This window comes from Mesorhizobium sp. M0062 (assembly GCF_040323125.1).
Classification (GTDB): Bacteria; Pseudomonadota; Alphaproteobacteria; order Rhizobiales; family Rhizobiaceae; genus Mesorhizobium.
The window spans coordinates 111464-134275 of the sequence record NZ_JAMYUO010000010.1; the positions used below are offsets into that span (position 1 = coordinate 111464).

Below are 22812 nucleotides of genomic sequence, written 5' to 3' on the forward strand. Positions count from 1 at the left end.
TCAGGAATTGAGCGATCGCGGACCGCTGACGAACGGACTGCCCCTGACATAGAACCGCAGCGGGCGGTCCGCATCCTTCGTGATGCCGATGCGGATGCCTTGGCCGATGTCGCCGGCCTGATGCTCGTCGGCTGCCAGCCATAGCGGGCCTTGGCGGCACAGATCGAGGCCGTCCAGCGAACGGTCGATCCGCAATGCCTGTGCGAGCCGCCCCGGCCCGCGCGCCAGGTCGCGCAGGCGCTCCACGCCCCGGTTCAGCCGCATGATGGCAATGCCTTCGAGCGGTTCGAGCGCCCGGATCAGCACACCGGTGCCGGTCCCTGGCCCCTCGCTCGAAACATTGAGCATCCAGGAGACCCCATAGGCGAGATAGACATAGGCGTGTCCGGGCCCGAGGAACAGCGAACGGTTGCGCGGCGTCATGCCGCGATAGCCGTGCCCGGCGGCGTCGCCGGTGACATAGGCCTCGGTCTCGACGATACGGCCGCTGACGATGCCTTCCGGCAGCTCCCGCACCACGAGCTTGCCGATGAGATAGCGGGCGAGATCGGCCGTATCATCAGGCAGTTCGGCACGATCGAGCGGATGGTGGCTGGTCATGCTACCGCCGCCGTGTTTCAAGGTATCCGTTCGACCCATTGCGCGCGCGACTGCCCCGGCTCGAACGGATCGCCGAAATACTGGGTCTCGCGAACCACCTTGCCATCGACGAACTCCATGATGCTCACCGTATAGGACGGAATCCCGTCATGGGTCAGGACATACTCGGTGATTCAGAGGTCGCCTGACCCGGTGATCCGCCGCACGGCAAAGCGCTTCCGGTTGGGCTGGGCGGCGCGCGACGGCTGGATGTTGTGCCGTCCGCTGATGCGCTCGCCTGACTGCGGATAGTCAAGCACCGCGTCCTCGCGATAGATCTGATGCTCCGTCTCGAAATCATTGGCATCGGAGGCAGCCCAATGGCGATCGAGAGCCGCCCTTATCTCAGCGTCTGCCATATCGGTTCTCAGGCCGCAGCCATGATCTCGGCATAGGTGGTGAAATCGACATTGCCGCCTGACAGCACGACGGCGACGCATTTGCCCGACAGTTCGATCTCGCCTGACGAGAGCGCCGCCAGCGCCACGCAGCCGCCGGGTTCGACCACCAGCTTGAGATGGGCCATGGCGTCGCGCACCGCCTGTGCGGCCGCCTTGTCGGAGACGGCGATGGCGCCGGCGAGGTTCTTGCGGTTGATCTCGAAGGTGATGGCACCGGGCTCTGCGGTGAGGATGGCATCGCAGATCGAACTGTGGCCGGGCTCGTTGGAAACCCTTTTTCCCTCGATCAGCGAGCGGCGGGTGTCGTCGAAATGCTCGGGCTCAACGGCCCAGACTGCCGTGGCCGGCGAGGCATCCTTGACGGCGATCGAAATGCCGCTCGTCAGGCCGCCGCCTCCACAGGGAATGACGACCGCATCGAGGCTGACGCCGAGCGCTTTTGCCTGGCGCATCAGTTCGAGACCGATCGTGCCCTGGCCGGCGATGATGGCCGGATCGTCGAAAGGAGGCACCAGCACCATGCCCTTGTCCATGTAGGGTCGCACCACCGTCATGCGGTCGTCGCGAAAGCGGTCGAACGGCACCACTTCGGCGCCCATCTTGCGGACATTGGCGATCTTCATCGCCGGCGCGTCGGCCGGCATGGCAATGACCGCCTTGACGCCGAACATGGCAGCCGCCGCGGCGACGCCCTGAGCATGGTTGCCGGAGGAGAAGGCGACGACGCCGCGGCTGCGCTCTTCTTCGCTCAGCGAAGACAGTTTGTTGTAGGCGCCGCGGAATTTGAACGAGCCGGTGCGCTGCAGCGTCTCCGGCTTGAACAGGATGCGGCCGCCGAAGCGTTTGTTGAGTTCCAGCGATTCGATCAAGGTCGTTTCGGCGATCAGGCCGGAGAGCCGCGCGGCGGCGGCATGGATGTCGGCGATGCCGGGAAGCGTGGTCATGGCGAAGTCCTGAAAGCGATGAGATCGGCGCATGGTGCACGCAAAGGCAGGCCACGCACCAATGAAAAAATGTGACCGTTACAAAGTTTGGCGGGCATGAGCGGCGACCAGGGTCAAACTGGCCCACCTCTCCCGCCTTTATCAGCCGGGCCGTATCGGCTAAGGGCGGGGGAGCAGAATCCCGGACCGCCAGACATGACCGCCAAGCCAAAACCCCTGTTTCTCGGTATCGACACCGGTGGCACCTATACCGATGCCGTGCTGTGGTCGGAACAGGGCGGGCCAAAAGGCAAGGTGCTGGCCAAGGCCAAGGCGCTGACCACGCGGCACGATCTTGCCGTCGGCATTTCCGGCGCGGTCGATGCGGTGCTGGGAAAATCGGCCACCTATCCGGCCGCGATCAAACTCGTGTCGATGTCGACGACGCTCGCCACCAATGCGCTGGTCGAGGGCCAGGGTGGGCGTGTGGCGCTCATCATGATCGGCTTTACCGGGGCCGACCTTGCGCGCGACGGGCTGAAGACGGCGCTCGGCACCGATCCGGTGGTGTTTTGTCCGGGCGGCCATGACGTGCACGGCAATGCGGCCAAGCTCGATCTGTCGGGGCTGGAAGCAGCACTCCCTGAACTCGGCGCCTCGGTGTCGGGCTTTGCCGTGTGCGCCTATTTCGCCACCCGCAACCCGGAGCATGAACTCGCCGCGCGCGACCTCATCCGCGAAAAGACCGGCCTGCCGGTGACCGCCAGCCATGAATTGTCGGCCAAGCTCGGCGGTCCGCGTCGCGCGCTCACCACCTTGCTCAACGCCAGGCTGATCTCGATGATCGACCGGCTGGTGGCGGCAACCGAAGGATTTTTGGAAGCCCGCAACATCGCAGCGCCCCTGATGGTGGTGCGCGGCGATGGCGCGCTGGTTTCGGCGGCGTTTGCCCGCCAGCGGCCGATCGAGACCATCCTCTCCGGCCCGGCCGCCAGCCTGGTCGGCGCCCGCCACATGACGGGCCTGGACAACGCCATGGTGTCCGACATTGGCGGCACCACCACCGATGTCGCCGTGCTCGACGGCGGCCGTCCTCGGCTCGATCCCGAAGGCGCCACTGTCGGCGGCTTCCGCACCATGGTCGAGGCGGTCGCCATGCGCACCTTCGGCCTCGGCGGCGATTCCGAAGTGGCACTGGAAGATGGCGCGCTCAACCCGAAAATCCTGCTCGGGCCGCGCCGCCTGGTGCCGCTGGCGCTGGCCGGCATGATGCATGGTGCTTCAGTGACATCGGAGCTCGAGCGCCAGCTCAGGGCGCCCAACCCCGGCCGCATGGACGGCCGCTTTGCGTTGCGCACCGGCGTGCCGGACAGGCTCGCCGCCGGCCTGACCGCGCCCGAGGCGAAACTGTATGAACTGATTGGTGCCGTGCCGCTCGCCATCGACAGGCTGCTCACCTCGAACGCCCAGAACGCCACGCTGAACCGGCTGGTCTCGCGCGGTCTTGTGCATATCTCGGGCTTCACCCCCTCGGACGCCGCCCATGTGCTCGGCAAGCAGGCCAACTGGGACCCGCTTGCGGCCCGGCTCGGCGCCGAACTGTTTGCCCGCAAGCGTGATGGGCGAGGCCAGTACATCGCGCCGTCTCCGGAGGTGATTTCCGAACGCGTGCTGCTGACGCTCACGCGCTGGTCGGCCGAATACATTCTGGAGACAGCCTTTGCCGAGGATGGGCTGGATGGCGCCGCCACCGTCGCGCACGCGCTGGTGCAGCGCGCCGTCGATTCCCATCCCGGCATCGCAAGGCTCAGCGTCGCGCTCGATCGTCCGGTCATTGGCCTCGGCGCCTCGGCGCCGCTGCACTATGCCGGCTTGGCCGAGCTGGTCGGTAATGAGTGCGTGGTGCCGGAGGATACCGACGTCGCCAACGCGCTCGGCGCCGTCGTCGGCCAGGTCCGCGTCTCGGCCGAAGCCCGCGTCAGCCAGCCCAAGGAAGGTTTGTTCCGGGTCGCGTCGGGGCAAACGGTGCGCGACTTCACCGACGAGGCCAAGGCGATCGCGGCAGCGGAGGCTGATGTGCGGGCGATCGTAGCCGCGCGCGCGAAGGATGCCGGCACGGATAATGCCGAGATCGACGTTTCGACCGAGTTCAAGGTGTCTACGGTTGAGGCCCAACGGATGTTTATCGAAGCGCATGTGGTGGCGGTTGCATCGGGTCGGCCGAGGATCGCGGTTTAGGGTAATCTCCCCCACGAGGGGGGAGATCAGCAGCTTCAAAATCCCCGGCTTCACCCTAAGCTGAATTGACCCTTCGCCCCTGACATGCCAAAGGCCGCAAAGCCTTCATCTGGAGAAGCCCTGATGACCGATCGCGTCGAGATCGCCGGATTGCGGATTGCCCGCGAACTGCATGACTTTGTCGGCGAAGCGCTGCCGGGTACCGGTATTGCCGCGGACGTTTTCTGGAACGGCTTTTCGGCCATCGTGCATGATCTGGCGCCGAAGAACCGAGCGCTGTTGGCCAAACGCGACGCCATGCAGGAACAGATCGACGCCTGGCACCGCGCCAATGGCGCGCCCATCGATATGGAGGCCTACAAAAGCTTCTTGCGTGAGATCGGCTATCTCGTGCCCGAAGGGCCGGCCTTCTCCGTGACGACCGACAATGTCGACCCCGAGATCGCCAGCGTTGCCGGGCCGCAGCTGGTGGTGCCGGTGATGAATGCGCGTTATGCGATCAACGCCGCCAATGCCCGCTGGGGCTCGCTCTACGATGCGCTCTACGGCACCGACGCTATTGCCGAGACCGGTGGCGCCGAGAAGGGCAAAAGCTTCAACCCCGTGCGCGGCGCCAAGGTGGTTGCCTGGGCGAAGAGTTTTCTGGACGAGTCCGTGCCGCTCACCTCGGGCAAATGGGCCGGCGTGAACGGGCTGACGGTTTCGGGTGGCACCTTGCGGCTCGGCGCCGGCGCCAGCGGCACGACGCTGGCCAACCCGAAACAATTTGCCGGCTATCGCGGTGACGGCGCCAACCCGGAAGCCATCCTGCTGGTCCAGAACGGCCTGCACATCGAGATCCTCATCGACCGCACCAACCAGATCGGCCGCACCGACCCGGCCGGCATTGCCGACGTGATCCTGGAATCGGCGCTGACCACCATCCAGGACTGCGAGGATTCGGTCGCGGCGGTGGATGCCGAGGACAAGGTCATCGTCTACCGCAACTGGCTCGGCCTGATGAAGGGCGATCTGGCGGAGGAAATCAGCAAGGGCGGCAAAACCTTCACGCGCAAGCTCAATCCGGACCGCGCCTGGACCGCGCCCAGTGGTGGCGCGCTGAGCTTGCCCGGCCGCTCGCTGATGCTGGTGAGAAACGTCGGCCACCTGATGACCAATCCGGCCATCCTCGACCGCGATGGCAACGAGGTGCCGGAAGGCATCATGGATGCGGCGCTGACGGCGCTGATCGCGCTGCACGATGTCGGCGCCAAAGGGCGGCGGATGAACTCCCGCGCGGGCTCGATGTATGTGGTGAAGCCGAAGATGCATGGGCCGGAGGAAGTCGCCTTCGCAGTCGAGATTTTCGACCGCGTCGAAGCGCTGCTCGGTATGGCGGCAAACACCATCAAGATGGGCATCATGGACGAGGAGCGGCGCACCACCGTCAACCTCAAGGAGGCGATCCGCGCCGCGAAGGAACGCGTCGTGTTCATCAACACCGGCTTCCTCGACCGCACAGGCGACGAGATCCACACCTCGATGGAAGCCGGCCCGATGATCCGCAAGGGCGACATGAAGCAGGCCGCCTGGATTTCCGCCTACGAGGCGTGGAATGTCGACACCGGGCTCGAATGCGGGCTGGCCGGCCACGCCCAGATCGGCAAGGGCATGTGGGCGATGCCCGATCTGATGGCGGCGATGCTGGAACAGAAGATCGCGCATCCCAAGGCCGGCGCCAACACCGCCTGGGTGCCGTCGCCGACGGCGGCGACGCTGCACGCCACGCACTATCACAAGGTCGATGTCCACGCCGTCCAGGCGGCGCTCAAGAGCCGGCCGAAGGCGAAGCTCGATGATATATTGTCGGTGCCGGTGGCGGTGCGGCCGAACTGGACCCCCGACGAGATCCAGCGCGAGCTCGACAACAATGCGCAAGGCATTCTCGGCTATGTCGTGCGCTGGATCGACCAGGGCGTCGGCTGCTCGAAAGTGCCCGACATCAACGATGTCGGCCTGATGGAAGACCGCGCCACGCTGCGCATCTCCTCGCAGCACATCGCCAACTGGCTGCACCACAAGGTTTGCTCCGAAATTCAGGTGATGGATTCGCTGCGGCGCATGGCAGCGATCGTCGACCTCCAAAATGTCGGCGACCCGCTCTACCGCCCGATGGCCACCGACTTCGACGCTTCAATCGCCTTCCAGGCCGCCTGCGATCTGGTGTTCAAGGGCCGCGAGCTGCCCAACGGCTACACCGAGCCGGTGCTGCACAGGCGGAGGCTGGAGCTGAAGGCGAAAGAGCGGGCGAATTAGCGCCTGCGTTTCCCTCCCCTCAAGGGGAGGGTTACGCCGCCTGCGCTACCCGCTCCGACATCATGCGGTAGGAAATCGCCTCGGCCAGGTGAATGCGGCCGACGGTTTCGCTGGCGTCGAGGTCGGCCAGTGTGCGCGCCACTTTAAGCACGCGGTGATAGGCGCGCGCGGAAAAGCCGAGTTTCTCGCTGGCGTCTTTCAGCAGCGACAGGCCGGCTGCGTCCGGCGCGGCGATGTCCTCGATGACAGAAGGCGAGCAATGGGCGTTGGTGGTGGCGCTGGTGACGCCCAGCCGCTCGAAACGTTCGCGCTGGATGGTGCGGGCGCGCGCCACGCGCTGGGCGGCGGCTGCACTTTTCTCCGCCCGGTCGGGCCGGATCAGGTCGGCGGCCGAGACCGCCGGCACTTCGATCCTGAGGTCGATGCGGTCGAGCAGCGGGCCGGAGATGCGCGCCTGGTAGTCGGTGCGGCAGCGCTCGCCGCGCAGGCAGCGATAGCCGGGCTCGCCGGCCATGCCGCAACGGCACGGGTTCATCGCCGCCACCAGCTGGATGCGCGCTGGATAGGTGACGCGGTGGTTGGCGCGCGCGATCATGCAGTCGCCGGTCTCCAGCGGCTGGCGCAGCGCATCCAAGGTCTGCGGCGTGAATTCGGGAAACTCGTCGAGGAACAGGACGCCGTTATGGGCAAGCGATACTTCGCCCGGCCGCGCCCTGATGCCGCCGCCGACCATTGCCGCCATCGAGGCCGAATGGTGCGGTGCGCGGAACGGCCGCCGGTCGGTGAGCTTGCCTTCGCCGAGCTCGCCGGCCACCGAGGCGATCATCGAGACTTCAAGAAGTTCCTTGGGCGCCAGTGGTGGCAGAATTGAAGGCAGCCTCTGCGCCAGCATCGATTTTCCCGAGCCGGGAGGCCCGACCATCAACAGATTGTGGCCGCCGGCCGCCGCCACTTCCAGCGCCCGCTTGGCGCTTTCCTGGCCCTTGATGTCTGAAAGGTCGGGCAGGTCGCGGGCCGAGACATGGATGCCGGGCTCGGGCCGCGACAGCACCTGCGTGCCGCGAAAATGATTGGCGATGGCAATCAGGCTGCGCGGCGCCAATATGTCGAAATCCTTGCCCGCCCAGGCCGCTTCCGGCCCGCAGCCGAACGGGCAGATCAGGCCTTTTCCCTCGGCATTGGCGCCGATCGCCGCCGGCAGCGCGCCGGCCACCGCGGCAATGGTGCCGTCGAGCGACAATTCACCCAGCACGACATAAGACGCCAGCATATCGCCCGGAATGGCGCCGAGTGCCGCCATCAGGCCGAGCGCGATCGGCAGGTCGTAATGGCTCCCTTCCTTGGGCAGGTCGGCAGGCGCCAGGTTGACCGTCACCTTCTTCGACGGCATTGACAGGCCCGAAGCGTGCAGCGCCGCCTGCACCCGCTCGCGGCTTTCGGCCACCGCCTTGTCGGCCAGGCCGACAATCTGCATGCCGACCTTGCCCGGCGCGATCATCACCTGGACATCGACCGGTACGGCCTCGATGCCCTGGAAAGCAACCGTGCGAACCCGCGCCACCATCTTGCTTTGCCCCCGGATATCAGCTCGCCTCGGCCTTGTGGTTCAGACCGCGAGCGACGTCAGGACAAGACAACCATAGATTTCAGGCCAAGGCAAGAACATTACAGGAACATGCATTCGTGGTGGTTGCAGCGCGCTGTGCCGGTTGCAAAAACGGAAGATGGTTGAGCAAAATGGAACGGCTGCTCCGCCTCCTCGACCGCGTTAACAAAGGCGACTAGGCCCTTCGGCAATCTGAGGGTGTTGCTTCTAAGCGGTGATGAAGGCATCGACCGAACCTGAAAGCGATCGATCGATCGCGACCTGCGGTGGAAGCCACTCCATGACAGGATATCTGAAAGGCCAAGGCAGGGCGATCCGGCGCGAAGAGCCGCTCTCCAGAAAAATCTCGTTTACAAGGTCTATGAACCGCCCGCGGTCTCGTTCGATTCGTTTCAAAGTTTGCGAACGAATGTAATCCCGGGGAATTCGTCGCTCCTTCAGCGCTAAGACAGCCTCCGCGATGGATCGAGGATCGGGTGGAACTGTAAGCGAATAGTCATCATCCAGATAAAGGTCTCGGCCGCCATGGTTCGGCGTCGTGACCACTGGAAGCCCCGCGAGAAGATATTCCGTGCTTGCGAACATTGGTCCTTCCAGGTGAGAGAGACAGATTCCCACGGCTGCACGATTTAGATGCGTGTTCACCTGAGCCGGTGCCAATCGGACAGGCTTGCCGGTGCCGTCAAACTCGTTGATAAAGACGTGATGCGGCGCGAGCTCCCTATGCCGATTTATTCGCGCTCTTTCCGACTCCGTCGTGGAGGATCCGCTTGAATCTCGATAGAAGACAAATGCGCAACGCTGGATGCCAAGCGACAAGTCATGGCGCTTCCACGGAGCCAGCTGCGCATTGTAGATTGCATCAAATTCTACAGGGACGTCATCGAGAGGCCTGAATATGTGTTCGGAGGTTGTTGACGTCTTGTTGTGCAGGACGGCGGCCTCGCCGGACTGGTTCAACAGATCAGCCTCTGGCTGAGTGTTGGAAAGGAAGATTAGCGAGTGACGGGGGTTCTTGAGTCTATGCAGAACGGCATAGGTCCGGATGGTTTTGACGCTAGCACTGTTTTCGATGGACCAGGTTGGCGAGATGAGAAACCAGGCGCGGTGGCTGCGTGGACGGAAAGGCATATGACTTGCTAATCCGAGCGGCGTACCGGACATTCCCGAATAGGATATGAACGGATCGTCCGACAGCAAACTGGCCTGAAGAGCAGGTTGCGACTTCGCGGAAGGGTGCCCTTTTCTGAGGTTGTGGCCATGACGCAGCATGGCTCTGACAATCTCGAATTTGGTAGGAGGGCGATACCCGTGCTGTAGGGTCAACATGCGGCAATTGCGATCTTGAGTGCGGAGAAAAACTCGCTTCGATAGAGAGAAATTTGGCAAAGAAACACCGCCATTTGATCGACGGAATATCTCAGGCGATCAAATCTGGTGTACGGAGAAGCGCCTCTTGAAAGAAAACATCGTCCCAAGCGGAGCTGGTTCTCACATCGCGCTACCAACCGTATCCGTTTGCGTAGGCTGTTTCAATCAAGAGGCATTCATCGACACTGCGATCCGATCCGTAGCGGCGCAGACATACACTGCGTTCGAATGCGTGGTGGTCGATGATTTTTCGACTGACGGTTCCCGCCGAAGGATTGAAGAGTGTCTGTCCCAGCTTGGCGACAGTCGTTTCCGCTTTCTGCCCCGACTGCAAAATGGCGGGCAGTTGACAGCAATGATGACCGGGCTTGACGCGACAGCCGGGCCCCTGATCTCGTTTCTTGACGGTGACGATGCTTGGCACCCTGACTTCATAGAATGCCATGTGAGAGCGCATCTCAGCCACACCCGTATCGCGGCGATGTCGAGCTCCGATGAGGTGGTGATAGATACGGCCGGCAAACTGCTTGCGGGCGGTCATCCCGTATTCCACCTGAATGACCCGCGATCGATGCCGAAAATGAGCGGCTACCTGCATGTCGACACCGAAGCTGACCCGACATTATTATTTATTGATCGGGGTACCGTGGGTTGGTTTTGGTCAACCACATCGGGGATGATGTTTCGTCGAGCTCCGCTTGAAATCATGCGTCCATCCGATCCGGACGAAATAAGGATATGTGCCGATGGTTATATGGCTCGTGCCGCCCATATGATCGGCGGAACCGTGAGGATTGGGCGGGCTCTTGGCAGTTATCGGCTTCACGGCGGCAATGGCTGGGCGGACGGGCGCATCCTGGGTACCGGAGTTGGCCTCGGCAGGATGTCGCCTGATACTGAAATAGCGATACGGCGGGCACTGGCCAATCGTTGGTGCGAAGTGGCGCCGGGACTGGCGCATTTAATCTCCCGCCACTCAATGCGCAGGACCTTGGTCGACCTGATCGGACTGTCTGCGGCTTTTGCATTGCTGGAAAAGAACGCCGATGCGGGTTTTCTGCTGAAAGACTGGGCAACACCACAGCTAAAATTGCAGACCAGACTTATCGGTCTCCTTCCTCCGAAACTGAGGCCTCGGCGCTTCCGGGACATAGTTTGATTTGATGAGCCGCTTGCTCGGCAGTCTTACCCGATAAAGAGCATCTTTCGATGCTTCTCTGGACCCACCAAAGTCCTCCGTAGCAACGCACACTACGCGGCCGAATTGCGCCGCTTCGCCTCCACCGCGTCCCAGAACAGGCTGGCGATATCCGCGCCACCAAAACGTTGCACTTCGCGCACGCCGGTCGGCGAGGTCACGTTGATCTCGGTCATGTAGTCGCCGATGACGTCGATGCCGACGAGGATGAAGCCGCGTGCTTTCAGGGACGGCCCGATGCGGGCGCAGATCTCGCGTTCGCGTGTCGTCAGCTCGGTCTTTTCGGCACGGCCGCCGACATGCATGTTGGAGCGGGAATCGTGGTCGGCCGGCACGCGGTTGATGGCGCCGACCGCCTCGCCGTCGATCAGGATGATGCGCTTGTCCCCCTTGCGCACATCCTTGAGATAGCGCTGGACGATATAGGGCTCGCGTGACAGCTGGGCGAACATTTCGAGCAGTGAGGCGAGGTTGCGGTCGCCCTCCTTGAGATGGAAGATGCCGGCGCCGCCATTGCCGTAGAGCGGCTTGACGATGATGTCGCCGAATTCCTTGCGGAAGGCCGCGACCTCCTGGGGATCCTTGGTGATCAGCGTTTCGGGCATCAGATCGGGGAATTCGGTGACGAAGATCTTTTCCGGGCTGTTGCGCACCCAGGCCGGGTCGTTGACGACCAGTGTCTTGGGATGGATACGCTCCAGAATGTGCGTGGTGGTGATGTAATTCATGTCGAAGGGCGGGTCCTGGCGCAGCAGGATCACATCCATCTCCGACAGGTCGGTGCGCACTTTGTCGCCCAGCGTATAATGATTGCCCTTCTCGTCGCGGAGCTTCATCTCTTCGATGCGGGCAAACACCTTGCCGCCCAGCATCGACAGCCGGTCGGGCGTATAGTGGAACAGTTGGTGGCCGCGCCGCTGCGCCTCCAGCGACAGCGCAAACGACGTGTCGCCGGCGATCGAGACGGTGGAGACATGGTCCATCTGGACGGCGATTTTCAGGGGCATCTTCCGGTCTCCAGCGGGTCGAGCAAGTCCAGGAAAAGTGCGTAGTGGTTTTCCGTCCGGAATTGCGGCAAGGCAAGTCGCCGATATACGGAACTTGGCGGCTTCTGCCAATCGCGCTTGCTTGGCCCAGACCTTTAACGGTCGAAGACCAGCCGGGAGTAACCGAGGAACGACAGCGCCATGGCGACCGGCGAGGCGACGGCAAGTGCGGCCAGCGGCGGCAGCGCCGGCAGCGCAAACAGGATGGCGCAGTAGATGAGATAGTTGACGATGCTGGTGGCGATGCCGACGCCGCCATAGCGCGCGCCCTCCTGCGCCACGCCGCGGCTCGACGGCGAAAAGGTCAGGTGCCGGTTGATCTGCCAGGTGACGCACAGCGCAAAGCCGATCGACAGGACACGGGCGACGAAGGGACCGAGCGGCGTCAGCGCCAAGAGCAGCCAGAGCGCCGCGGCATCGGCGACGAAACCAACGCCGCCTGCCAGGACGAAGCGGGCGAGCCGGCTCACGGCTCAGGCGGCCCGGGGCGTCTTGCCCGGTTCGGCCTTCGGGATTTCACCAGTGCGTTCGCGCCCTTCGACCCGGCTCGACGGCACCGAGAGATAAAAAATGCGCTTCTGCTCGGCGCGCCCGCGCGACACCGAATCGAGGATCAATCCGGTCACCATCGCAAGCATCGAGAGCAGCAGCAGGCCGACCGACAGCACCCAGGTCGGCATGCGCGGCACGAGGCCGGTCTGGGCGAATTCGATCAGCACCGGCGTCATCAGGGCAAGGCTCGACGCCAGGAAGAAAATCGCGAAGGCGCCGAAGAAGCGCAGCGGCTGCGTCTCCTTCATCAGCATGGCGAACATCCACAGGATCCTGGCGCCGTCGCGATAGGTCGACAGCTTCGACGACGATCCCTCAGGCCGGCGGCCATAATCGAGCGCGATCTCGCTCACCGGCAGTTTGAGCTGCGAGGCATGCACCGACATTTCGGTCTCGATCTCGAAGCCGCCGGAAACCGCGGGAAAGCTCTTGACGAAACGCCTCGAGAAGACGCGGTAGCCGGAGAAGATGTCGGTGAAGTCGGTGCCGAACAGCCGCTTGTAGAGGCTGTTGAAAATGCGGTTGCCAAAGGCATGGCCGGAACGGCCGGCATCGTCGGTGACGCCGCGCCTGGTGCCCACCACCATGTCGCAGCGCTCGGTCTGCAGGATGTTGATCAGCAGCGAGGCATCTTCCGGCGCATAGGTGCCGTCGCCGTCGGCCATCAGATAGATATCGGCATCGATGTCGGCGAACATGCGCCGCACGACATTGCCCTTGCCCTGGCGCGGCTCGCGGACGACGATGGCGCCCGCTGCGCGCGCCTTGAGCGCGGTCAAATCCCTGGAATTGTTGTCATAGACATAGATCTCGGCCGATGGCAGCGTCTCGCGAAAGCGCCGCACCACCTCGGCGATGGTCAGTTCCTCATTGTAGCAAGGCAGGAGCACGGCAATGGCCGGCTCATGGCGGACTTCGTGCGGCATTTCCGTCTCCCGACACCCGGCGGAGCCTCCGGCCGCGCTCATATGCGGCCTCGCTCAGGCGACTTTACTATTTATTGAAGCTGTTAAGGCTAGGTTTAAGGCCGCAGTCTTTCCGACGAAGGTCATGATGATGAACGCAGCCAAGGCGGGTGCTTCCTCCTGGAAGTCCGATATGACGCTGGCGTTGCTTGCCATGCTGGTGGTGCTGGCGGTCAATGCCGCCACGGGCTTTCGCGAATTGAGCAATGCCGGCGGCGACAATGACAGCCTGCTGCGGCTGGTCGAGGTTCGCGACATGCTGGCCGGCCAGGGCTGGTTCGACCTGCATCAGTACAGGATGGGGCCGGAAGGCGGTTTCGTCATGCACTGGTCGCGGCTGGTCGACGCACCGCTCGCCGTCATCATTCTCGCCGCCTCGGCCCTGACCGGCAGCATGGCCATGGCCGAAGCGATCGCACAGGTGCTGTGGCCGTCGCTGCTGTTTTGCCTGGCGGTGTTTTTTACAGCCCGTGCGGCACGCAGCTTCGCCGGCGTCGGCGCCGTGCTGCCCGCTATCGTCATCGGCGCGGCGGCGCTGCATTTCATCGGCATTTTCTTGCCGGGTGCGCTCGATCATCACAATGTCCAGCTGACGCTGACCATGGCCAGCCTCAGCCTGCTGCTCGAGGCGCCGGCGCGTCGCTGGGCGGCGCTGATTTCCGGGCTGTGTGCGGCCCTGACGCTGGCCGTCGGCATGGAAACCGCGCCCTATGTCGCCACCATCGGCGCCTGCATCGCTTTGCTGTTCGTCGTCGATCCCGGCGGCGAACGCCGGATCGCCAGGGATTTCGGTCTCGGCTTTGCCGGCGTTTCAGCCCTGGTCTTCGTCACCACCATCCCGCCATCGGCCTGGGGCCAGCCGCAGTGCGATGCCTTCTCGGCCGTACAATTCGTCGTCGCGGCAATCGCCGGACTGGGCCTTGCCGCCGTGACGTCGCTCAAGGTGTCCAACGGCACGGCCGGACGCCGCCTGATTTCGCTCGGCCTGCTCGCGCTTGTGCTGGGCGCCGTTGTCGCGGCGCTGTTTCCGCAATGCCTTGCGGCTCCCTACGCAACTCTCGATCCGCGCCTCAAGGAATTGTGGCTCGATCACATCGACGAGGCGCAGTCGCTGTTCAGTATTGCCGCCAGCGAGCCGGCCTCGCTGGCGGCGCGCTATGTCACGCCGCTGGTGGCGATCGCGCTGATGGCGCTTCGCCTGCGCGGACCATGGCGCCGCCAGGACAGCCTCGTCGGCGCCTTGCTGGTCGGCGCCTTCATCGTCAGCGCCTGGCAGGTCCGCGGCTCGACATTCTCGATCGCCTTTGCCGTCATCCCGCTGTCGGCCTGGATCGCAAGCTGGCGCGAACGGGCGAGGATCAGCCCTGCGCGCAGCGTATCGCTGCGCATGGCGGCGGTCTGGGTGGTGTCGGTGAATGCCGTCTGGGCCGGCGCTGCCGCCGCGACGTCGAGCGTGTTCGAGGCCAACAAGGTCTCGGTCGAGGCACAGGACACCGACAGCGATCCGTCCTGCGAGCGCAAGGCCTCCTTCGCGGCGTTGGCCCGGCTGCCGGACACCACGGTGCTTGCCATTTCCAATCTCGGCTCGCCCATCCTGGCCTATTCCGGGCACCGCGTCTTTGCCGGCCCCTATCATCGCAACATCGCCGGCGACCTGCTTGCGCTCGATGCCTTCCTCGGATCGGCGGACCAGGCGAGGACGATCGCGGCGGCTCACCACGTCGGCCTGATGGCGCTCTGCCGCGGCAGCGCCGAAAGCAAGATGCTTGCCGCCAAGGCGCCGCAAGGCTTCCTGGCCAGGCTGATGCAGGGAAGCGTCCCCGATTGGCTCGAACCGGTGGCCGAAACGCGCGGAACCCCGGTCGAACTCTACCGCGTCCGCTAAAGCATCATTCGCCAGCGAAAAATCGATTTCGCGATACGCTTCCTAAACGCTTTGCTGCCAGTCTCAGCCTAAATTTCGGGCGTCACAAACAGGGATACCGATGCAAACGACGTTTGGCACCGGGCAGGCAAGCAGGGAAAACTCGGATCTGGCGTTCACCGATGCGCTGACCGGGCTTGGCAACCATCGCCGCTTCTTCGACAAGGTCGATCGCCTGATCAGCGACCGTGCAGACGATCCCGCGCCGTTCACGGTCGGCATTCTCGACCTCGACGGCTTCAAGCCGATCAACGATCTGTTCGGCCACAAGGCCGGCGACGACATATTGATCCAGGTGGCGATGCGGCTGCGCGCCTCGATGGACAGCCACTCTACTGTCTGCCGCATCGGCGCCGACGAATTCGCCTTCCTCTACCCGATGGTGTTCTCGGAGGAGGCGGCGGCCGAGAAGTCGCGCATGATGATCGAAATCCTGTCGGCGCCCTACGATGTCGGCGAACGCACCGCCAGGCTTTCGGCCTCGGTCGGCTGCTCGCTCTTTTATTCCGGCGACGAAACCACGGAAATCCTCGTCAACAAGGCCGAAACGGCGCTCTACCACGCCAAGCGTTCGGGCCGTGGCCGCGTCGTCGTCTACACCCGCGAAATGGAAGAGGCGGCCAAGCGCGTCACCCGCATCGAACAGGCGCTGCGCCGCGCCGTCTCGGCCGGTGAGGTCGAGCCGCATTTCCAGCCCATCGTCGATCTGACCACCCGCCGCACCATCGGCTTCGAGACGCTGGCGCGCTGGACCGATCGCGACCTCGGCGTCGTCCCGCCGACCGTGTTCATCCCCATCGCCGAAGAGCGCGGCATCATCGGCCCGCTGTCGCAGCTGGTGCTGCGCAAGGCGGCCGAAGCGGCGCGCAGCTGGCCGAAGGACCTGTTCCTGTCCTTCAACCTGTCGCCCTCGCAGCTCGTCGACCAGAACACTGGCCTGCACATATTGTCGATCCTCGACCGCACCGGCTTCGATCCGCGACGGCTGGAGATCGAGATCACCGAAACCGGCCTGATGAACGATCCGGCCTCGGCCGAGAAGATCGTCGAGGACCTGCGTCGCGTCGGCATCCGAGTCTCGCTCGACGATTTCGGCACCGGCCAGTCCTCGCTCGGCCGCTTGCGCGAATTCCATTTCGACAAGCTCAAGATCGACCGCGCCTTCGTCTCCTCGATCCTCGACGACCGACCGTCGGAACACATCATCCGCGCCATTCTGGCCATGTGCGAAGGGCTCGGCATGGATGTCGTCGCCGAAGGCATCGAGGAGGAGGCGCAGGCCGACCGCCTCGTTCAGTTCGGCTGCGCCGGCGGCCAGGGCTATCTCTTCGGCAAACCGGTCGATGCCGACGCCACGCTCGGCTACCTCCGCGATTCCTATCGCGGCGCCCTCTACGCCAAGGCAGTCTGACCGGCGGTCTGGCCTGCGTCGAGCAAGTCAGCGGCGCGAGCCAAGATCGACTGTGGCCGCCATCTTGCGGCCTTTTGTCTGACATAAGCCAATCAAATCGCCGTTTTCGCCCTTGCTCCCCGGACTTGGCTGGATAGGATGCGCGCCGACCGGACCGGGAGATGAAGATATGATGCCATCGGCGGATTTTGCCGACCTCAGGGGAGCCTCGGTGCTGATCACCGGCGGCGGTTCCGGAATTGGTGCGGCACTGACCGAGGGCTTCGTTCGCCAGGGCGCCCATGTCGCCTTCATCGACATCGCCGATGGCCCAAGCACGCTGCTTGCCGACCGCGTCGAAAAAGAACTTGGCCGGCGACCGCTCTACCTCAAGACCGATTTGCGCGACGTCGAGGCGTTGCGCGCTTCGGCCGCCAAAGCGGCTGAGGCACATGGCGACGTCACCGTGCTGGTCAACAATGCCGCCTGGGACGAACGCCACGACGTCGCTGACGTTACCGTCGAGTTCTGGGACAACAATCTCGCCGTCAATCTGCGCCCGCATTTCTTCACCGCACAGGCGGTGGCGCCGGGCATGAAGCGGGCCGGCGGCGGTTCGATCATCAACTTCACCTCGACCTCCTATCTCATCAACCACCCCGATATGCCGGCCTACACCGCCGCCAAGGCCGGCATACTCGGCCTCACCAAGGGTCTCGCGGGCAAGCTTGGGGTCGACGGCATCCGCGTCAATGCGATTGCGCCGGGCTGGGTGATCACCGAGCGCCAGCGGGAACTCTGGGTCACCGAGCAGGGGCTCGCCGCCCATGTCGCCAAGCAATGCATCAAGCAGGTCATGCAGCCCGACGACATCGTCGGCACGGTGCTGTTCCTGGCCTCCGACGCCTCGCGTATGCTGACGGCGCAGATGTTGATCGTGGACGGGGGTTTCCTGTGAGCCCGGTGAATCAAAATCCGGCAAAAGGCACGCCGGCAGTCGCCGCCGTCGACTGGGGCACGACCCGCATGCGGGTCTGGCTGGTCGACGAGGCGGGCGGGGTGCTTGCCGAGCGTCGCGGCGATGATGGGTTGATCACCGCGCAGCAAAAAGGCTTTTCGACCATCCTCGAGGGCCATCTGGCGGCGCTCGGCGCACCTGACACACTGCCGGTCATCATCTGTGGCATGGCCGGCTCGCGCCAGGGTTGGCTGGAAGCGCCTTACGTCACCCTGCCGGCGCCGCTCAGTGCCATCCTCGCGGGGGCCGCCCGCATTCCCGGCCAGAGCCGCGACATCCGCATCGTGCCTGGCCTGGCGCAGCGCCTGGAAGATGCGCCGGACGTAATGCGCGGCGAGGAAACCCAGCTTGCCGGCGCCGGTTTGCCGGCAAAAGGTCGCCATCTCGTCTGCATGCCCGGCACCCATTCGAAATGGGTTCTGGTCGAAGACGGCGCGGTCGACGGCTTCTGCACCTGGCCGACCGGCGAGCTGTTTTCGGTGCTGGCCACTCACTCGATCCTGCGCCATTCGCTGGGCGAGAGCCCGAAGCCGGTCATTCCGGACGATCCGTTCTTCCAGGAATGGTGCCGCAAGGCTTTGGCGGAGGGCGGCGATGTCACCTCGCGGCTGTTCTCGATCCGCGCCGCCGGCCTGCTGCAGAACCTCAAGGCCGACGATGCCGCCGCTTGCCTGTCCGGCCTGCTGATCGGCGGCGAGATCGCCTCGGCGGGCCGCCGCTATGGCGAAAGCACCACTGCAATCGTGCTGGTCGCCTCGGGGTCGCTAGCAGCCCTCTACCGCCAGGCGCTCGACCTTGCAGGGCTTGCCGTCAGGACGGTCGACGCCGACGAGGCGGTGCGTGCCGGCCTGATCGAGGCCGCGCGGGAAAATGGCATGATTGCCAGAAATGGAGTGACCGCGTGACCCAGACAGCACCTTTCCCGAAGCTGAAGCGCGGCCTCGTCGCCATTCTGCGCGGCCTCAAACCCAGCGAGGCGGTTGCCATCGGCCAGGCGCTGTTTGACGCCGGCATCGAAGCCATCGAGGTGCCGCTCAATTCGCCGGAGCCGTTTTCATCGATCGCCAGCATTGTCACCGCATTGCCCAAGACAACGCTGGTCGGCGCCGGCACGGTGCTGACTTCAGCCGATGTCGACGCCCTGGCCAAGGCCGGCGGGAGGCTGCTGGTCAGCCCCAACATCGATGCCGAAGTCATGGCCCGCGCCATGCACCATGGCATGGTGACGATGCCAGGCGTGTTCGCCCCCACCGAAGCTTTTCAGGCGATTAGGCTTGGGGCTTCGGCGCTCAAGTTCTTCCCGGCAAGCGTGCTCGGGCCTAGCGGCATTTCGGCGATGCGGGCCGTGCTGCCGGCCGATACCGTGGTCGGCGCCGTCGGCGGCGTTTCCGACAAAGACTTTGCCGGCTACAAAGCCGCTGGGGTGACTGCTTTTGGTCTTGGCTCCAGCCTGTTCAAACCCGGCATGAGCGTCGATGAAGTGGCCACGCGCGCCCGGGCGGCGGTGACGGCCTGGGACGCGGCCTTCGGCGGAGCGGCATGATGGACAAGGTTTCGGTTTTTTCGGACCATGTCTGTGAACTCGGCGAGGGGCCGAGCTACGATCCCGCCACCGACACGCTGTTCTGGTTCGACATCGTCAACGGGCTTTTGCTGGAGCAGGGTGTCACGTCCAGCGCGCGGAAGGTCCATGAGCTCGGCCAGATGGCCAGCGCCATCGCCATTATCGACGACAATCGCCAGCTCATCGCCACCGAGACCGGCCTGCATGTCCGCGACGTCTCGACCGGCAAGCTGACGCTGCATACGCCCATCGAGGCCGACAATGCGCTGACCCGCTCCAACGATTCGCGCGTCCACCCTTGTGGCGCCTTCTGGGTCGGCACGATGGGCAAGGGTGAGGAGAAGGGCGCGGGCGCCATCTACTGGTTCTTCAAGGGAGAATTGCGCACGCTTTACACCGGCATCACCGTGTCGAACTCGATCTGTTTCTCGAAGGATGGAACGATCGCCTACTACACCGATACCTCGACCGGCCTGTTGATGCGCGTCGCCTGCGATCCGGCAACGGGTCTGCCGATCGGCGAGTCCAAAGTGTTCGTCGACCATCGCTCGTCCAAGGGCTTTGTCGACGGCTCGGTCGTTGATCGCGACGGCGTGCTGTGGAACGCCGTCTGGGGCGGCAAGGCGGTCAAGGCCTATTCGCCAGATGGCACATTGTTGCGCGAAATTGCCGTGCCGGCGGGGCAGTCCTCGTGCCCGGCCTTTGTCGGGGCCAAGGCCGATCGGCTGGCGGTGACCTCGGCCTGGAAAGGCAAGGACGACAAGCAGCGCAAGCTCGACCCACAGGCCGGCATGACCTTCCTGCTCGACATCCCCGTCAACGGCCGCTTCGAGCCGCGCGTGGTCATCGCCTGAGCGTACCGGTTGTCGTGCAGGCGGCGGGCGCGGGTCGATTTCGCGCAAGCCGATCGCATTGGCCGTGCGATGGTGTGGCTGCATCACCGAGAAGCTTTGACCCATGCCGCGCCCGACCTTGATCCTCGTCCACGAGCCGGAAAAGGCCTGTTTCGACAGGCTGGTCGCCGACGGCTTTCCCGCCGAGCGCGCCTTGGAAATCTCGTCTTATCTGGCGCAGTCGACCGATCTCGCTCCTGAGTTCGATCAACTGGCGACCGCTTGTGAAAAGCGCGGCCTCGCCTTTATGCCGGTTGCACTCGACGATGCGGCAAGCGCGCTGGCGAAGGCCGATCCCGCAACCACGCTGGTCTGGACGCTGACCGACGGCATTGCCTATTTCCGCGGTGCTGCAGCGCCCGCACTTGCCAGGCTGAATGGGCTTAGAACCATCGGAGCCGACGATGCGCTGTTCGCGCTTTGCCAGGACAAGTTCCGTTCCGGCGCCGTGCTTTGCGCGCTCGGCCTGCCGGCGCCGCAGGCAGGCCTGGCCCGCGACGGCCGCTGGCTGGCCGACCCGCCAGCTTCGGAAGCCGGCTGGTTCGTCAAGCCGAACCGGCTCGGCTCCAAGGTAGGCATCTGGCCGGATTCACGCTGCAACGACCTGGCCCATGCGCTGGAGCTTAGCCGGCGGGTCTATGCCGCTTATCGCGACGATGTCGTCGTCCAGCCCTATGTCGGCGGTCGCAATGTCCGCGCCAGCTTCCTTGGGCTGCAAACGGATGCCGGGGCGGAAGCGCTCGGCGTTGCATTCGTCGACTCCGGCGGCGATTTCCAGACCATGGCGGACTCGATGGCGCTTTACGGCGACACCGGCGAGGCCGCCAAGGCGGCTGGACTATACAGCGAGCCGGTGCTGGAGGCGGTTGCCGACACCCAGCCGGCAGCCGCGGCAACCATCCGCCGCATCGCCGAGCGGCTGGTCAGCGGGCTCGGCCTGCGAGACGTGTTTTCCCTCGATTTCAGGGTCGAGGCTAACGACCATGTCCACCTCATCGAGTTCGAGGTCTGTCCCGGCCTGCCCTGCTTCGATTTCCGCGCCTATTGCCTGATACAATGGGGCATGACGCTGGCCGATGCGGTTGCCGAGACGGCGGCGAACCGACTGAACCGACAGGCGATCTGAACGGTCGAGGGACCAGCGCGACCTACCGCGCCTTGACGGCTTTTGCTCCACCTTTAGTGTCGCGGGACAGTCCTCAGGCAAGGCCGCGCGATGAGCACACCAGCAAGCTCCCTCCACCATCACATCAGGCGCATGGCCGGGCGCGATCCGCACGAGGCGCATCGCGTCGCCACGCCGCTCGAGCTGCTGTTCGATCTGACCTTCGTCACCGCCTTCAGCCTTGCCGCCGCGCAACTGGCGCACGCCCTTGCCGATGGCAACTACGCGGCGGCGCTGATCGGCTTCGGCTTTGCCAGCTTCGCCATCTGCTGGGCGTGGATCAATTTCTCCTGGTTTTCCTCCGCCTATGACACCGACGATTGGATCTTCCGCCTCGTCACCATGGTGCAGATGATCGGCGTGCTGGTGCTGGCCATCGGCCTGCCGCGCATGTTCGCCTCGATCGAGCATGGCGAACACCTCAACAATTCGGTGATGGTGCTGGGCTACGTCATCATGCGCGTCGCCATGATCTTCCAATGGCTGCGCGCGGCGCGGCAGGACCCTGGGCGGCGGCGTGCCTGTCTCACCTATGCCATCGCCATCGCGATCGCCCAGATCGGCTGGGTGGTGCAGATCCTGGTCGATTTCTCGCTGGAGACCAGCCTGGCTTTCGGCGCGGTCCTGCTTCTCATCGAGCTTGCCGGACCGGTCATCGCCGAACGCCGGGATGGCGGCACGCCCTGGCACGCGCACCACGTCGCCGAGCGCTACAGCCTGTTCGCCATCATCGCGCTGGGCGAAGGGGTGGTCGGCACGCTGGCGACGCTGTCGGCCGCGGTCGAGGAGCAGGGCTGGAACCTCGATGCCGCCTTGATCGGCATTGCCGGAATGGGTCTCACCTTCGGCATGTGGTGGGTCTATTACATGCTGCCCTCGGGGACGGTGCTGCACCAGCACCGCAGCCGTTCCTTCGTCTGGGGCTATGGCCAGATGGTGATCGTCGCTGCCATCGTCGCCACCGGCGCCGGGCTGCATGTCGCGGCCTATTTCATCGAGCACAAGACCCATAACGGCCCGGTAGCGACCCTGCTGTCAGTCGCCATTCCGCTAGGCGTGTTCCTGGGGGCGATCTATGCGCTGTATTATTATCTCGTCCAGCGCTTCGATCCCCTCCACGTCTGGCTGCTGGCGGGAACGGCTGCGGTCGTCGCACTTGCCACCATCGCCGCCCTTGCCGGCGTCGACATGGCGGTCTGCCTCATCTTACTGACGCTAGCGCCGGCCGTCACCGTTGTCGGCTATGAGCTGTCGGGGCACCGCCATCAACTGGAGGTGCTGGCGCAGGAGGAAGCGCCGCACTGAGCAGAGCAGCTTCGCGCGTCAGATACCCTCTACCAGCACGATCTCGCCATCGGCCACTTTCTGACGGATGGCGACGGCGCGTTGGTATTCCGGCGAGTGGTAGCAGTCATGCGCCGCGCTGAGCGATTCGAACTCGATAATGACATTGCGGGCGCGGCCAGGCCCCTCGGCCTTTTCATGCTCACCGCCACGGGCAAGGAACTTCACGTCGAAACGGTCGAAAGCGAGCTTGGCGGCAGCGACATAGTCCTTGTAGCCTTCAGCGTCGCGCACATCGACGCGGGCTATCCAGTATCCCTTGCGCATTTTCTTCTCCTCG

The 22812-nt window shown here is 64.3% G+C and carries 19 protein-coding genes and 1 pseudogene; 11 read left to right on the forward strand and 9 right to left on the reverse strand.

Annotated features, from left to right (window positions below; all coding sequences use genetic code 11):
- The 3 genes and pseudogenes from NKJ64_RS14640 to NKJ64_RS14650 form a co-directional block, all read right to left on the reverse strand.
- Positions 1-600 (reverse strand): DNA-3-methyladenine glycosylase, encoded by a 600-nt coding sequence (locus NKJ64_RS14640; protein ID WP_023739817.1) that lies wholly within the window; start codon positions 598-600, stop codon positions 1-3.
- A gap of 17 nt (positions 601-617) precedes the next feature.
- A pseudogene (locus tag NKJ64_RS14645) lies at positions 618-998 on the reverse strand (nuclear transport factor 2 family protein).
- Between the two features lie 8 nt (positions 999-1006).
- On the reverse strand, positions 1007-1984 hold the full coding sequence (locus tag NKJ64_RS14650) for a threonine ammonia-lyase (protein WP_023673293.1): 978 nt from the start codon (positions 1982-1984) through the stop codon (positions 1007-1009).
- A 195-nt stretch (positions 1985-2179) separates the two neighbouring features.
- Between NKJ64_RS14650 and NKJ64_RS14655 the strand changes: the two genes are divergently transcribed.
- Together NKJ64_RS14655 and NKJ64_RS14660 are read left to right on the forward strand one after the other, a co-directional pair.
- Positions 2180-4201 (forward strand): hydantoinase/oxoprolinase N-terminal domain-containing protein, encoded by a 2022-nt coding sequence (locus NKJ64_RS14655; protein ID WP_352462826.1) that lies wholly within the window; start codon positions 2180-2182, stop codon positions 4199-4201.
- A 123-nt stretch (positions 4202-4324) separates the two neighbouring features.
- Positions 4325-6496, forward strand: a complete 2172-nt coding sequence (locus tag NKJ64_RS14660; RefSeq protein WP_352462827.1) for a malate synthase G — start codon at positions 4325-4327, stop codon at positions 6494-6496.
- 31 nt (positions 6497-6527) lie between these two features.
- On the opposite strand, the gene NKJ64_RS14665 is transcribed toward NKJ64_RS14660, so the two are convergent.
- The gene (locus NKJ64_RS14665; RefSeq protein WP_352462828.1) at positions 6528-8060 is read right to left on the reverse strand and encodes a YifB family Mg chelatase-like AAA ATPase; all 1533 of its coding nucleotides are present in this window, start codon (positions 8058-8060) and stop codon (positions 6528-6530) included.
- Between the two features lie 249 nt (positions 8061-8309).
- Positions 8310-9374, reverse strand: a complete 1065-nt coding sequence (locus NKJ64_RS14670; RefSeq protein WP_155929503.1) for a glycosyltransferase — start codon at positions 9372-9374, stop codon at positions 8310-8312.
- 184 nt (positions 9375-9558) lie between these two features.
- Between NKJ64_RS14670 and NKJ64_RS14675 the strand changes: the two genes are divergently transcribed.
- Complete coding sequence (locus NKJ64_RS14675) at positions 9559-10632, forward strand: glycosyltransferase family 2 protein (protein ID WP_196814868.1); 1074 nt, start codon at positions 9559-9561, stop codon at positions 10630-10632.
- Positions 10633-10724: 92 nt separating this feature from the next.
- Here the strand turns inward: NKJ64_RS14675 and gshB are convergent, their stop codons facing one another.
- The 3 genes from gshB to NKJ64_RS14690 form a co-directional block, all read right to left on the reverse strand.
- Positions 10725-11678 carry a glutathione synthase gene (gene gshB, locus NKJ64_RS14680; RefSeq protein WP_023701952.1) on the reverse strand — a complete coding sequence of 318 codons (954 nt, stop codon included), beginning with the start codon at positions 11676-11678 and terminating at the stop codon, positions 10725-10727.
- A gap of 134 nt (positions 11679-11812) precedes the next feature.
- Positions 11813-12187 (reverse strand): GtrA family protein, encoded by a 375-nt coding sequence (locus NKJ64_RS14685; RefSeq protein ID WP_023701953.1) that lies wholly within the window; start codon positions 12185-12187, stop codon positions 11813-11815.
- Between the two features lie 3 nt (positions 12188-12190).
- Positions 12191-13195 carry a glycosyltransferase gene (locus NKJ64_RS14690; protein ID WP_352462829.1) on the reverse strand — a complete coding sequence of 335 codons (1005 nt, stop codon included), beginning with the start codon at positions 13193-13195 and terminating at the stop codon, positions 12191-12193.
- A gap of 124 nt (positions 13196-13319) precedes the next feature.
- Here NKJ64_RS14690 and NKJ64_RS14695 point away from each other — a divergent pair, with 124 nt between their 5' ends.
- From NKJ64_RS14695 to NKJ64_RS14730, 8 genes are all read left to right on the forward strand, one after another.
- Complete coding sequence (locus NKJ64_RS14695; protein ID WP_352462830.1) at positions 13320-15119, forward strand: GtrA family protein; 1800 nt, start codon at positions 13320-13322, stop codon at positions 15117-15119.
- A gap of 100 nt (positions 15120-15219) precedes the next feature.
- The gene (locus NKJ64_RS14700; RefSeq protein WP_023673185.1) at positions 15220-16569 is read left to right on the forward strand and encodes a putative bifunctional diguanylate cyclase/phosphodiesterase; all 1350 of its coding nucleotides are present in this window, start codon (positions 15220-15222) and stop codon (positions 16567-16569) included.
- 169 nt (positions 16570-16738) lie between these two features.
- Positions 16739-17506: an SDR family NAD(P)-dependent oxidoreductase gene (locus NKJ64_RS14705; RefSeq protein WP_023673186.1), complete on the forward strand. Its 768-nt coding sequence runs from the start codon at positions 16739-16741 to the stop codon at positions 17504-17506.
- Positions 17507-17511: 5 nt separating this feature from the next.
- Entirely contained in the window at positions 17512-18471 is a 960-nt protein-coding gene (locus NKJ64_RS14710; RefSeq protein WP_352462851.1) for a 2-dehydro-3-deoxygalactonokinase, read from the forward strand.
- Entirely contained in the window at positions 18468-19109 is a 642-nt protein-coding gene (locus tag NKJ64_RS14715) for a 2-dehydro-3-deoxy-6-phosphogalactonate aldolase (RefSeq protein ID WP_352462831.1), read from the forward strand. The genes NKJ64_RS14710 and NKJ64_RS14715 overlap by 4 nt, the downstream gene beginning before the upstream one ends.
- Positions 19109-19984, forward strand: a complete 876-nt coding sequence (locus NKJ64_RS14720) for an SMP-30/gluconolactonase/LRE family protein (RefSeq protein ID WP_352462832.1) — start codon at positions 19109-19111, stop codon at positions 19982-19984. The genes NKJ64_RS14715 and NKJ64_RS14720 overlap by 1 nt, the downstream gene beginning before the upstream one ends.
- 103 nt (positions 19985-20087) lie before the next feature.
- On the forward strand, positions 20088-21149 hold the full coding sequence (locus NKJ64_RS14725; RefSeq protein ID WP_352462833.1) for a D-alanine--D-alanine ligase family protein: 1062 nt from the start codon (positions 20088-20090) through the stop codon (positions 21147-21149).
- Positions 21150-21239: 90 nt separating this feature from the next.
- Positions 21240-22493, forward strand: a complete 1254-nt coding sequence (locus NKJ64_RS14730; protein WP_352462834.1) for a low temperature requirement protein A — start codon at positions 21240-21242, stop codon at positions 22491-22493.
- Between the two features lie 18 nt (positions 22494-22511).
- Here NKJ64_RS14730 and NKJ64_RS14735 read toward each other — a convergent pair whose 3' ends face one another.
- The gene (locus NKJ64_RS14735) at positions 22512-22799 is read right to left on the reverse strand and encodes a DUF1330 domain-containing protein (RefSeq protein ID WP_023701962.1); all 288 of its coding nucleotides are present in this window, start codon (positions 22797-22799) and stop codon (positions 22512-22514) included.
- Positions 22800-22812 lie beyond the last annotated feature (13 nt).